Origin of the sequence: Sphingobium sp. MK2 (genome assembly GCF_040170545.1) — a bacterium.
Classification (GTDB): Bacteria; Pseudomonadota; Alphaproteobacteria; order Sphingomonadales; family Sphingomonadaceae; genus Sphingobium.
In genome coordinates, this window is the sequence record NZ_JAZDXA010000052.1 from 1 (window position 1) to 12,490 (window position 12,490).

Annotated in this window: 13 protein-coding genes; 6 read left to right on the forward strand and 7 right to left on the reverse strand. The window is 62.4% G+C overall.

Going from position 1 to position 12,490, the window contains the following annotated elements:
- Positions 1-72 precede the first annotated feature (72 nt).
- On the reverse strand, positions 73-1,071 hold the full coding sequence (locus tag V2I08_RS18090; RefSeq protein WP_349636246.1) for a 50S ribosomal protein L11 methyltransferase: 999 nt from the start codon (positions 1,069-1,071) through the stop codon (positions 73-75).
- A 174-nt stretch (positions 1,072-1,245) separates the two neighbouring features.
- Positions 1,246-2,580 (reverse strand): methyl-accepting chemotaxis protein, encoded by a 1,335-nt coding sequence (locus V2I08_RS18095; RefSeq protein ID WP_349636247.1) that lies wholly within the window; start codon positions 2,578-2,580, stop codon positions 1,246-1,248.
- A gap of 198 nt (positions 2,581-2,778) precedes the next feature.
- On the opposite strand from V2I08_RS18095, the gene sdhC reads away from it, so the two are divergent.
- Genes sdhC through sdhA form a run of 3 tightly spaced genes read left to right on the forward strand, consistent with a single transcriptional unit; the run spans position 2,779 to position 5,365 of the window.
- Positions 2,779-3,174 carry a succinate dehydrogenase, cytochrome b556 subunit gene (gene sdhC / locus V2I08_RS18100; RefSeq protein WP_310227123.1) on the forward strand — a complete coding sequence of 132 codons (396 nt, stop codon included), beginning with the start codon at positions 2,779-2,781 and terminating at the stop codon, positions 3,172-3,174.
- Positions 3,174-3,563: a succinate dehydrogenase, hydrophobic membrane anchor protein gene (sdhD, locus tag V2I08_RS18105; RefSeq protein ID WP_310227124.1), complete on the forward strand. Its 390-nt coding sequence runs from the start codon at positions 3,174-3,176 to the stop codon at positions 3,561-3,563. Before sdhC ends, sdhD begins: the two co-directional genes overlap by 1 nt.
- Positions 3,563-5,365, forward strand: coding sequence for a succinate dehydrogenase flavoprotein subunit (sdhA, locus tag V2I08_RS18110; protein WP_043151571.1), 1,803 nt, complete (start codon positions 3,563-3,565; stop codon positions 5,363-5,365). The genes sdhD and sdhA overlap by 1 nt, the downstream gene beginning before the upstream one ends.
- 60 nt (positions 5,366-5,425) lie before the next feature.
- Here sdhA and V2I08_RS18115 read toward each other — a convergent pair whose 3' ends face one another.
- From V2I08_RS18115 to V2I08_RS18130, 4 genes are read right to left on the reverse strand one after another with little or no spacing between them, the layout of a single operon-like run.
- Positions 5,426-5,731 carry a type II toxin-antitoxin system RelE/ParE family toxin gene (locus tag V2I08_RS18115; RefSeq protein WP_310227126.1) on the reverse strand — a complete coding sequence of 102 codons (306 nt, stop codon included), beginning with the start codon at positions 5,729-5,731 and terminating at the stop codon, positions 5,426-5,428.
- A complete protein-coding gene (locus tag V2I08_RS18120) occupies positions 5,728-5,973 on the reverse strand; it encodes a type II toxin-antitoxin system ParD family antitoxin (protein ID WP_096062600.1) in 246 nt (81 codons plus the stop codon). The genes V2I08_RS18115 and V2I08_RS18120 overlap by 4 nt, the downstream gene beginning before the upstream one ends.
- 31 nt (positions 5,974-6,004) lie before the next feature.
- Complete coding sequence (locus tag V2I08_RS18125) at positions 6,005-6,463, reverse strand: vgr related protein (protein WP_349636248.1); 459 nt, start codon at positions 6,461-6,463, stop codon at positions 6,005-6,007.
- Positions 6,460-6,936, reverse strand: coding sequence for a copper chaperone PCu(A)C (locus V2I08_RS18130; protein WP_349636249.1), 477 nt, complete (start codon positions 6,934-6,936; stop codon positions 6,460-6,462). The genes V2I08_RS18125 and V2I08_RS18130 overlap by 4 nt, the downstream gene beginning before the upstream one ends.
- 174 nt (positions 6,937-7,110) lie before the next feature.
- On the opposite strand from V2I08_RS18130, the gene dnaK reads away from it, so the two are divergent.
- The 3 genes from dnaK (at position 7,111) to V2I08_RS18145 (ending at position 10,614) form a co-directional block, all read left to right on the forward strand.
- Positions 7,111-9,009, forward strand: a complete 1,899-nt coding sequence (gene dnaK, locus V2I08_RS18135) for a molecular chaperone DnaK (protein WP_349636250.1) — start codon at positions 7,111-7,113, stop codon at positions 9,007-9,009.
- A 66-nt stretch (positions 9,010-9,075) separates the two neighbouring features.
- A complete protein-coding gene (gene dnaJ / locus V2I08_RS18140) occupies positions 9,076-10,209 on the forward strand; it encodes a molecular chaperone DnaJ (protein ID WP_349636251.1) in 1,134 nt (377 codons plus the stop codon).
- Between the two features lie 114 nt (positions 10,210-10,323).
- Entirely contained in the window at positions 10,324-10,614 is a 291-nt protein-coding gene (locus V2I08_RS18145) for a hypothetical protein (protein ID WP_310227137.1), read from the forward strand.
- A gap of 67 nt (positions 10,615-10,681) precedes the next feature.
- Here the strand turns inward: V2I08_RS18145 and V2I08_RS18150 are convergent, their stop codons facing one another.
- Positions 10,682-12,484, reverse strand: a complete 1,803-nt coding sequence (locus tag V2I08_RS18150) for an acyl-CoA dehydrogenase C-terminal domain-containing protein (RefSeq protein ID WP_349636252.1) — start codon at positions 12,482-12,484, stop codon at positions 10,682-10,684.
- Between the last annotated feature and the right edge of the window lie 6 nt (positions 12,485-12,490).

The window sequence follows — 12,490 nt, forward strand, 5'->3', positions numbered from 1 at the left end:
GCAATCCATTGTGGTGCCGATGGATTGCTTCGCTGCGCTCGCAATGACGATTCGACGTCAAGTCATCCGGCTCTAGATGCTGCCGAAACCGGGCGCCTCGCCGCGCGCGGCCGGGTTCAAGCGGCGGGGGCGCTTCCAGCCGATGACGGGCCGCTTGCGTAACCTGAGCGTCGGCCAGTCGCCCCGGTCGGCGCGTTCGGCCAGCCGCATCCCCTGCGCCCGATAGGCGGCCAGCACCGCGTCGGCCTGTTCGTTGAGCAAGCCCGCGAGCAGGATGGTGCCGCCTTCCTCCACCATCGCGCAGAGCGAGGGGGCGAGTTCGATCAGCGGCCCGGCCAGGATGTTGGCGATCAGCAGGTCATAGGGCGCACGGGTGATGATCGCGGCATGATCGACCCCGGCGGCGGCATAGAGCGCGACCTGCCCCTGTCCCCGGCCGACCGTCATGCCATTGGCCAGCGCATTCTCGGCGCTGATCTCGACCGCGACCGGATCAATGTCCGACGCGGTGGCATAGGCGCGCGGCCACAGATGCAGCGCGGCAAAGGCGAGCAGCCCGGTGCCGGTACCGATATCAGCGACATTGCCGAACCGCATACCAACCCGGCGCATCCGGTCGAGCATGGCGAGGCAGCCTGCGGTCGTCTCATGCTGGCCGGTGCCAAAGGCACGGCTGGCGGCGATCAGCAGATTGACCTGGCCGGGCTGTTCGGGGTCGCTGGCGAGGTTGCGGACATGGAAGCGCCCGGCCGTGACCGGCTCCAGTCCCTGCTGGCTGATCGTCACCCAATCCTCGTCGGGCAGCGCTTCGACGACCGGCTTGGACCGCGCGGCGCTGGGCACCATCGACCGCAACAATTTGATCGCGGCGGGGCTGGGCTTGCCCTCGAAATAGGCGTCGAGCCGCCAGGCATCCTCATCATCGGGTTCCGCCTCGCTGGTCATCAGCACCGGCGGCCGGTCCATCATCGCAAAGGCGGCAATGTCCCCGTCCAGCGCCTCGGCCTCGGCGCGGGTGCAGGGCAGGGTGACTTTCCAGCTTTGGATCGCCGGGGATGTAGCATCGTTCATCCCGCCGCCTGTAGAGCAGCGAGAAGGGCAGGGAAAGCGGTTCGCAGCAAATGCTCCAACTCCGCGTCATCCTGACGAAAGTCAGGATCCATTGGCTCTATTTATGCGTGCTTCCTAAATGGAGCGCGTATGGATGCTGACTTTCGTCAGCATGACGGACGTGGAGCGTCAATCTCAGGCGACCTGCCGCCCGAAGTCGGTCGAGGCATGGCGCAGGCTGGCGAGCTTGCCCTCGACACTGACGAAGCCGCGTTCGAGCTGGTCGATTTCCGACGCGACGACTTCGGTGTCCTGGCGGATCGCCGAAATGGTGGTCGACATGGAATCGGCGGCCAGCGCGGTTTCATCGACGGCGGCGGTGATCATGGTGACGGTCTGCGCCTGCGCGTCCATGGCGTGGCGGATGCGCTCGGCGCTGGCCTGCACTTCGCCCACCGTATCGCGGATGCGCTCATTGGTTTCCACCGACTGGCGGGTCGAGGCCTGAATGTCAGCGATCTTGCCCGCAATCTCGTCGGTGGCCCGCGCGGTCTGGTTGGCCAGGCTCTTCACTTCCTGCGCCACCACGGCAAAGCCGCGCCCGGCGTCGCCCGCACGGGCGGCTTCGATGGTCGCGTTGAGCGCCAGCAAATTGGTTTGCCCGGCAATGTCGCGGATCAGGCCCAGGATCGATTCGATCGACTTGGCATGGTCGGACAGGGTGGCGGACATGGTAACGGCATCGCCCGATTGCTTGGCGGCCCGCTGCGCTACATCGGCGGCGCCTTCGACTTCGGTGCGCGCATCGTCGATCGCGCGGATGAGGCCGGCGGCGGTACGTGCCGCTTCGCGCATCGCGAGCGCCGATTGTTCAGCGGCGGCGGCAACTTCCGACGCCTTGCCCAGCATCCCGCGGGTGGCGGCGGACGCATCTTTGGCCTGCTCGCGCAGTGATTCGCCCAATTGAGTCGCGCCGTCCAGTTCCCCCATGATCCGCTGTTCGAACAACGAGCCATAGCGCTGCCGTTCGGCGCGCTGGGCTTCGGCCTGATCGATGGACACGACATTGCTCATGAATCCGGCGTCGAACATGCTGATTTGCAGAATCGTTCGCGTCAAACGACGCAAGCGGGCGTCATCGTCGCGGCATCGGTCCCACAACAGATCGATGACCATTTCGTCCGCCTTGCCGACAGCAACCAGAACGGCGCGCATCGGCACCCCATGTTTGCGAGCATGCCGCACACAGTCGGACGCGGATTGTATCCATTGCGCTTCCTTGAAATGCATCAGCTTGGCCCGCGCATAGACGCGCGTTTCGGCCTGAATCTTGTCCATCACCGGCTGGGAAAGGCGATCGATCAGCCCTGTTTCCTTGATGTAGCTGTCGAAAAATGCCGCAGCGACCTGATCGATCTCCGGCTCGATCAGCATCCCGATTTCTTTGGCTGCACGGTCAATCGTGCCGTCGGGGTCGATGTCCATCGCAAAATTGGATGCGATGGCGGGAGATGAAACGAAGGACGACATGGCTGGACGGCCCCTGTTGGTGGGATGAACGATAATCTAAAGCCTTCCTAGCGCGCTTTGGTTAATCACTTCTTATGGCGATTGCCGCCCAGCGTTGGCACGGACATTGGGGCAGCCATGCCCGGTGCGGCTTGCCCTCCTTCGCGTTCGCTCTTAAGGGAGGCGGGATCAAGGGATATAGCAGGGACAAGGGTAGATATGGCGCGATCCAACAGCCGGCCGCTCTCGCCGCATTTGACCATCTGGAAATGGGGACCGGCCATGGCCGTTTCCATCATCCACCGCGTGACTGGCAACGGTCTGGCGACGGCCGGTGCGCTGGGCCTCATCTGGTGGCTGATGGCCGCCGCGACCGGGCCGGAAGCCTATGCCACCTTTATCGCCTGCGCGACGTCGCCGATCGGCTATCTGGTGATGATCGGCCTGAGCTGGTTTTTCTTCCAGCATCTTTTCTCCGGCCTGCGCCATTTCGTTCTCGATATCGGCGCGGGATATGAACTCAAAAGCAACAAGAGCTGGTCGCTCGCAACCTTCGCAGCGTCGCTGATCGTGACCGCGCTGATGTGGCTCTATATCTTCGGAAAGGGCTTCTGATGGGCAACGGAACTGGTATCGGCCGCGTCCGGGGGCTTGGGTCTGCCAAGCATGGCGCGCATCACTGGCTGGCGCAGCGCTACACCGCCGTCGGTAACCTGCTGCTGGTGCTGTGGCTGATCTTCAGCCTGCTCAGCCTGCCCGGCCTCGATTATGAAAGCGTCGTGCTGTGGATTGCCAACCCACTGGTGGCGGTGCCGATGATGCTGATGATCGTCAGCATCTTCTGGCATCTGCGCCTCGGCATGCAGGTGATGCTGGAAGATTATGTCCATGACAAAGGACTGGCCTTCCTCTCGATGCTGCTGCTCAATTTCTATGCCTTTGGCGGCGCGGCCGCAGGCGTCTTCGCGATCGCCAAGATCGCCTTCACGGGGGTCGCTGAATAATGACGCAAGCCTACAAGATCATTGATCACACTTATGACACCGTAGTTGTGGGCGCGGGCGGTTCGGGCCTGCGCGCGACCATGGGCAGCGCCGAAGCGGGCCTCAAGACCGCCTGCATCACCAAGCTGTTCCCGACGCGCAGCCACACGGTCGCGGCGCAGGGCGGTATTGCCGCCAGCCTTGGCAATAATTCGCCCGATCACTGGACCTGGCATATGTACGACACCGTCAAGGGGTCCGACTGGCTGGGCGATCAGGACGCGATCGAATATATGGTGCGTGAAGCGCCCGCTGCCGTCATCGAGCTGGAACATGCCGGCGTGCCGTTCAGCCGCAACGAGGACGGGACGATCTACCAGCGTCCCTTCGGCGGCCACATGCAGAATATGGGTGCCGGCCCGCCGGTGCAGCGTACCTGCGCCGCCGCCGACCGCACCGGCCACGCCATGCTGCACGCGCTCTATCAGCAGTCGCTGAAATATGACGCGGACTTCTACATCGAATATTTCGCCATCGACCTGATCATGGAAAATGGCGAATGTCGCGGCGTGATCGCCTTGTGCATGGAAGATGGCTCGATCCATCGCTTCCGCGCCCATGCGGTCGTGCTGGCGACGGGCGGCTATGGCCGCGCCTATTTCTCCGCCACTTCGGCGCATAGCTGCACTGGCGATGGCGGCGGCATGGTGCTGCGCGCAGGGCTTCCGCTCCAGGATCTGGAGTTCGTGCAGTTCCACCCGACCGGCATCTATGGCGCGGGCGTGCTGATCACCGAAGGCGCGCGCGGCGAGGGTGGCTATCTCACCAACTCCGAAGGCGAGCGGTTCATGGAACGCTATGCCCCGTCGGCCAAGGATCTGGCGTCACGCGACGTCGTGTCGCGGTCGATGGCGATGGAAATGCGCGAAGGGCGCGGCGTTGGTCCGAACAAGGATCATATCTTCCTGCACCTTGATCATATTGATCCCAAGGTGCTGGCCGAACGCCTGCCGGGCATCACCGAAAGCGGCAAGATTTTTGCCGGTGTCGACCTCACCCGCCAGCCACTGCCCGTCACGCCGACGGTCCATTATAATATGGGCGGTATCCCCTGTAACTATCATGGCCAGGTGCTGACCAAGAAGGATGGCGATCCTGAAGTCGTGGTCCCCGGCCTGTTCGCGGTCGGCGAAGCGGCCTGCGTGTCGGTCCATGGCGCAAACCGCCTCGGCTCCAACTCGCTGATCGATCTGGTCGTGTTCGGCCGGGCGACGGGTCTGTTCCTCAAGGACAATCTGAAGCCCAATGGCAGCCACAAGCCGCTGGCGTCGGATGCCGCTGATCTGGCGCTCAGCCGCCTCGACAAATATCGGAACGCAACCGGCGGCACGCCGACCGCGAAGCTGCGCCTTGAAATGCAGCATACGATGCAGAAGCACGCCGCCGTGTTCCGCGACAGCGCGCTGCTGGCCGAGGGCGTCGACAAGATGCACAATGTCTATGCGGGCATGCAGGATGTCGGCGTGTCGGATCGTTCGCTGATCTGGAACACCGACCTTGTCGAGACGCTGGAACTGGACAACCTCATGTCCCAGGCCGTCTGCACCATGGTCAGCGCGGAAAACCGCAAGGAAAGCCGCGGCGCGCACGCGCATGAGGATTTCCCGAACCGCGACGACGAAAATTGGATGAAGCACACGATCAGTTGGTTTGACGGCTGGGGTGGTTCGGGCGGCGAAGTGAAGCTCGATTATCGCCCGGTCCATGATTACACGCTGACCGACGAAGCCGAATATGTGCAGCCCAAGGCGCGGGTATACTGATCCGCGATCAGGGATGACGATGAAGAGGGCGGGCCGGACGGTCCGCCTTTTTTCATGGAGCTAAAGGTCCGTTAAATGGCCTTCAAAATCCATACGCTCGTGCAATATCCTCACGATGAGAATCTCGTCGGGCAGGATATGGTAGAAAAGAAAGTGGCTGCCGGATCGGCGTTTGCGCAAATCGGGCGAAAGGAATGAGCAATCCATGCCCAGGGAAGGGAAGGATATCAATTTCCCGGCCGTTTCCTTGATGGCGGCAAGATAGGATCGGGTCTGTTTTCTGCCCCATTCGCGTTCGCTGCGTATGCCAATCTCCTCAAGGTCGGACAAGGCGCGCGGCGAATAGACAAGGGCGCGGTGTTTCACTCGCTAACCGGGAAACGTCGGTCGAGCCATGCATCGAAGTCAAACTCTTGCCCAGGACCGCTATCCAGCCCTTCCTGAATCGCAGCCCTAAGCGCTTCCAGCTTCTGCTCCTCCGACTCCAGCATCCGTAATCCCGCGCGGATCACTTCGCTGGTCGATCCGTAGCGGCCTTCGCTGACCTTGCGTTCGGCGAACTCGCGGAAATGGTCGCCGAGGGCGACGGAGGTGGTCTTGCTGCTCATGTCGCCATCTTACCAAATATTGGTAGTCACTTCAACCGAACGGCAACAAGGCCTCATAGATGCCCAGCCCTGGCTTGCCCGCCACCGCCACACCCTGTCGCAACAAAAACGCATGGCGCACGATCTCGGCCTGCTGCTCGATGCCATAATGCGCAAAGGGCTTGCCCGGCAGAACCGCATAATCATAGCGGCAAAAAGGGTGGCGCATCAGCGGCAACCACCATTTCCCCGATCGCTGCGCCTGCCACACATGGGTCATTTCGTGGATGAAATGCGCCTGTATGTGGAGCGGGCATTCGCAGAAATCGGCGCAGAACAAGCCGCCTTTCGGCGCAAGCCACAAATGACCATCAGGCGCCATCGTCACCCGGCGGGGCTGGAAAGGCCACCATTTGCGGTTATGCACCCGCACCCGATCATAGGCGATCGCCCGCCCAAACATAGCGTGGGCAAGCGCAATTTCATCGGGCGTCAGGCTACGACTGCTCAATGGCCCTCATGCGCGTTGGCCGCCGCCGCCGCAGGTGCGCCCGCCGCCTCCGGCTTGCGAATCACTGCATCGACCAACAGTCGCCGACCATCGCTCATCAGGAAGGTCAGTTCCATCTTGCCCTGGTTGATCGCGGTGTCGTTGATGCCCCAGAACATCAGATGCTTGCCGCCGGGCGCAAAGCTCACCTTGCCCTTGGCGGGCACGTCCACGCTGTCGATCGGCTTCATCGTCATGACGCCATTTTCCATCACGCTTTCGTGCATTTCCACCTTGACCGCATAGGCCGTCAGCACGCCGCGTATCTGCACGCCCGCATCCCCGCCATGCGCCACGAAATAGCCGGCGGAGGGCGACTCTTTGTTCGGTGACAGCCGTACCCAGGCCTGGTCGATGTAGCTTGGCGCAGGGTCGCCGCATGCGCTGAGCGCCAGCGGGGCCGCAAGGGCGATAAGGGCGAAGGGCGCGCGCATTGGTCACTCCATGACTGTCTCGTTTCCGGTCGATGACATAGCTAATGGCCGCTGCTTCTTGTGCCAAGCAAAAGCGCGCCTATATCGCCCATGCAGACCGGCCTTGCCTTGGCGCTTTCGTGGGGTATGGGGCCGTCAACCGCTGAATGAAATTTGGGGTTCAAAGAGGACACAATGGCAAAAGTAATCGGTATCGATCTTGGCACCACCAACAGCTGCGTCGCCGTCATGGACGGTGGCAAGCCCAAGGTTATTGAAAATGCGGAAGGCGCGCGCACGACGCCGTCCATCGTCGCCTTCGCCAAGGATGGCGAGCGCCTGATCGGCCAGCCGGCCAAGCGCCAGGCCGTCACCAACGGCGACAACACGATCTTCGCGGTCAAGCGCCTGATCGGCCGCCGCTTCGACGATCCCATGACCAAGAAGGACATGGAACTCGTTCCCTATGACATCGCCAAGGGTCCGAACGGCGACGCCTGGGTCCGCGCCGGTGGGCAGGATTACAGCCCCGCGCAGATTTCCGCCTTCACCCTGCAGAAGATGAAGGAAACCGCCGAGAGCTATCTGGGCGAAACGGTCACGCAGGCGGTCATCACCGTTCCTGCCTATTTCAACGATGCCCAGCGTCAGGCGACCAAGGATGCCGGTCAGATCGCGGGCCTCGAAGTCCTGCGCATCATCAACGAGCCGACCGCTGCTGCGCTGGCCTATGGCCTCGACAAGCAGGACGGCAAGACGATCGCGGTCTATGACCTTGGCGGCGGCACGTTCGACATTTCCATTTTGGAAATCGGCGATGGCGTGTTCGAAGTGAAGTCGACCAATGGCGACACCTTCCTTGGCGGTGAAGATTTCGACGCCAAGCTGGTGCAGTTCCTGGCCGACGACTTCAAAAAGACCGAGAGCATCGACCTCACCAAGGACAAGCTGGCCCTTCAGCGTTTGAAGGAAGCCGCCGAAAAGGCGAAGATCGAACTGTCTTCAGCCCAATCGACCGAAGTCAACCTGCCCTTCATCACCGCCGATCAGAACGGCCCCAAGCATCTCGTTAAGACCATCACCCGGTCGGATCTGGAGCGCCTGGTCGCCGACCTCATCAAGCGCACGATGGAGCCTTGCAAGAAGGCGATGGCGGACGCTGGTGTTTCGGCGGCTGACATCAGCGAAGTCGTGCTGGTCGGCGGCATGACCCGCATGCCCAAGGTGCGCGAAGCCGTGAAGGAATTTTTCGGCAAGGAACCGCATACCGGCGTGAACCCTGACGAAGTCGTCGCCATGGGCGCCGCAATTCAGGCGGGCGTGCTCCAGGGCGACGTCAAGGATGTGCTGTTGCTCGACGTGACGCCGCTGTCGCTCGGCATCGAAACGCTGGGTGGCGTGTTCACCCGCATGATCGACCGCAACACCACGATCCCGGCCAAAAAGAGCCAAGTCTATTCGACCGCCGACGACAATCAGCAGGCGGTGACCATCCGCGTGTTCCAGGGCGAGCGTGAAATGGCGGCGGACAACAAGATCCTCGGCCAGTTCGACCTCGTTGGCATTCCGCCAGCCCCGCGCGGCGTGCCGCAGATCGAGGTCACGTTCGACATCGACGCCAACGGCCTGGTCAACGTGTCGGCCAAGGACAAGGGCACCGGCAAGGAACAGCAGATCCGCATCCAGGCGTCGGGTGGCCTGAGCGATTCGGACATCGACCAGATGGTCAAGGATGCCGAACGCTTCGCCGAAGAGGATAAGAAGCGCCGTGAGGCGGCCGAGGCGAAGAACAACGCCGAAAGCCTGGTCCACACCACCGAAGCGCAACTGGCCGAACATGGCGACAAGGTCGATGCGGCGCTGAAGGGCGAGATCGAAACCGCGATCGCCGCGACCAAGTCGGCGATTGAAGGCGGCGATGCCGAAGCGATGAAGACCAAGGCGCAGGAACTCGCGACGATCGCGATGAAGCTGGGCCAGGCCATTTACGAGAAGGAGCAGGCTTCGGCTGCGGCTCCGGGTGCGGATGCGCCCAAGGCCGATGACGATGTCGTCGACGCCGAATTTTCCGAAGTGGATGATAACAAGGCGTAAGCCGATGCCCCATATCCTTCACCCCGGCCATGGTCGGGGTGAAGGAAGAGGTGGGCGGGGGTCCGAATGACGACCGAAATCGATTATTATACGCTGCTCGAAATCGAGCGCACCGCCGATGGTGCGCAGATCAAGAGCGCCTATCGCAAGCTCGCGATGAAATATCACCCCGACAAGACGGGGGGATGTGCCGAAAGCGAAGCCAAGTTCAAGGCGGTGTCGCAGGCCTATGAGTGTCTGAAAGATCCGCAAAAGCGCGCGGCTTACGATCGCTTCGGTCATGCCGCCTATACCCAGCATGAGCAGGGCGGCGGCGGTGGCCATCGCGCCAATGCGGGCGGATTTTCCGACCTTGGCGACATCTTCGAAACCATCTTCGGCCAGTCCGGCTTTGGTGGCGGCGGTGGTCGCCAGCAGCAGCGGCGCGGCGCGGATCTGCGCTACGACCTCGAAATCAGCCTCGACGAAGCCTATCATGGCAAGCAGACCGAGATCGAAATCGAAGTCTCCGCCGCCTGCGACACCTGCGACGGGTCGGGCGCACAGCCTGGCACCGGGGTCAAGGCCTGCGCGACCTGCAAGGGGCATGGCCAGGTGCGGGCGCAGCAGGGCTTTTTCGTGGTCGAACGCACCTGCCCATCCTGCCACGGCGCGGGCCAGGTGATCGAAAGCCCCTGCCGGGCCTGTCGCGGCGAAGGCCGGGTGGACAAGCCCAAGTCGCTGTCGGTCAACATCCCGGCGGGCGTGGATGAAGGCACGCGCATCCGCCTGACCGGCGAAGGCGAAGCGGGCGCGCGCGGGGCTCCTGCGGGCGACCTCTATATCTTCCTGCATGTGAAGCGCCATTCGCTGTTCGAGCGCGAGGGCACGACGCTCTTCTGCCGTTGCCCGGTGAGCTTCACCACGGCGTCGCTGGGCGGTTCGATCGAAGTGCCGGGCCTCGACGGCGTGCGGCACGAGATCAAGATTCCGGCCGGCATCCAGTCGGGCAAGCAGATTCGCCAGCGTGGCGCGGGTATGCCGGTGCTCAACGGGCGCGGTCAGGGCGATCTGGTCGTGCAGATCGACGTCGAAACACCGACCCGGCTGACCGCTCGGCAGAAGGAATTGCTCGAAGCCTTCCGCGAAACCGAAACCGGGGAAGAATGTCCGGCCTCGACTGGTTTCTTCGGCAAGATCAAGGATTTGTGGGGCGATTGACGCCAGATATTGTGCCGACCTTCGTCCTGTCCGAAGGCACCAACGGCTGACCGCTGGAACCAATAAGATTGCCAGACCGTTTCTCCCTCCACAACGACATGAGGAGGGTTTTACATGGTTGACGTTCGTAATGATGGATATGACGATCGCCGGGTTATCGCGGAAAAGAAGGGGCCGGGCCGCACAATCGCGATTGTGCTGATCGCCATTCTTGCGATCGTCGGCGTCCTGTTCGCTACCGGCTTCTGGAAAGCCGACGTCACCGGCGGCGACATGCCCGAAGTCAGCGTCGATGGCGGCGCGCTGCCGAAGGTCGATGTCGATTCGAAGGAAGTCGTTGTCGGCACCGAGGAAAAAACCGTCGATGTACCGACCATCGGCGTCAAGGATAATGGCGAAGACTAAGTCTTCCCTATCCACCTGACAAAAAAAGGCTCCGTGACATGTCACGGAGCCTTTTTTATGGTCGGTATCAGGCCGCCAGGAACATGTCCGGGTCGAGTGCCATCAGCGCGTCCGCGCCGCCCTCGATCTTGCGGCGGAGCGATCCTGCATCGGGCATGATCCGCTCGGCAAAGAAGCGCGCCGTGACCAGCTTGGCTTCCAGGAACTTGGCATCACCTTCACCCGCCGCCAGCAACGTCGCTGCCGCCTTGCTCATCCGCAACCACATCAGGCCCGTCGCGACGATGCCCACTATGTGCATATAATGATGCGCGCCGGCCCCGGCATTGTCGGGGTTCTTCATCGCGTTCTGCATCAGCCACATCGTCGCCGCGCCCAGTTGCGCGCTCGCCTTCTCCAGCGATTCGGCAAAGGATGCGAGCTTCTCATTCCCCTTGGCTTCGGCCACTTCGTCGGCCACGACCTTGAGGAAAGCCTGCAACGCACGGCCGCCATTCATCGCCAGCTTGCGGCCGACCAGATCCATCGCCTGCACGCCATTGGTGCCTTCGTAAATCTGGGCGATGCGCGCGTCGCGGACATACTGCTCGACGCCATTTTCCCAGATATAGCCATGGCCGCCGAACACCTGCTGGCAGGCGACGGCAATGTCGAAGCCGCGATCCGTGCCATAGCCCTTGATCACCGGAGTCAGCAGCGACAGCATGTCGTCGGCCGCCTGCCGTTCTTCGGGCGTTGCGGCATGATGCGACAGGTCGGCCTGCAACGCGCCCCACAGGATGAGCGCGCGCAGCCCTTCGGTCATGGCCTTGGCTTCCATCAGCATGCGGCGCACGTCGGGATGGACGAACAGCGTGTCGGCTTTCTCCTCCGGCTCCTTGGGGCCGGTGAGCGCGCGGCCCTGCCGCCGGTCGCGGGCATAATGGACGGCGTTCTGAAAGGCGATCTCCGCCTGGCCCAGCCCCTGCAGGCCAACGCCCAGCCGCGCCGCGTTCATCATGATGAACATGGCGGCGAGGCCCTTATTCTCCTCGCCCACCATCCATCCGGTCGCGCCGTCATAATTCATGACGCAGGTGGCGTTGCCGTGAATGCCCATCTTATGTTCGATCGACCCGCACGACACCGCGTTGCGATCGCCGAGCGATCCGTCGTCATGCACCATCATCTTGGGCACGACGAACAGCGAAATGCCCTTGCTGCCTTCCGGCGCGTCCGGCGTCTTGGCGAGGACGAGGTGGATGATATTATCCGACAGGTCATGCTCGCCACCGGAAATGAAAATCTTTGTGCCGGTGATCGCATAGCTGCCATCGGCATTGAGAACCGCCTTGGTCTTGATGAGGCCCAAGTCCGTGCCGCAATGCGGTTCGGTCAGGTTCATCGTGCCGGTCCATTCGCCCGACACCATCTTGGGAACGTAGCGCTGCTGCAATTCGTCGCTGCCCTTGGCAATCAGCGCGGCGACCGCGCCGGCGGTCAGGCCATGATACATGTTGAACGACTGGTTTGCCGACAGGACATATTCGTCCACCGCCGTCGCCAATACGCTGGGCAGGCCCTGGCCGCCAAATTCGACCGGGCCGTGGATGGTGGTCCAGCCGCCGGCGACGAACTGGTCGAACGCCGCCTTGAAGCCGGTCGGCGTGGTCACGCGGCCATCGGCGTGGCGGGTGCAGCCTTCCTTGTCGCCCACGGCATTGAGCGGAAACAGGACTTCGGCGGCCATCTTGCCGCCTTCGGTCAGGATTGCATCGACCAAGTCGGGGGTCGCATTTTCAAAGCCGGGCAGATTGGCATAGCGCTCCAGCCCGACCACATGGTCCAGCACGAAACGGGTGTCGCGAACGGGGGCGGTATAACTGGGCATGATCTT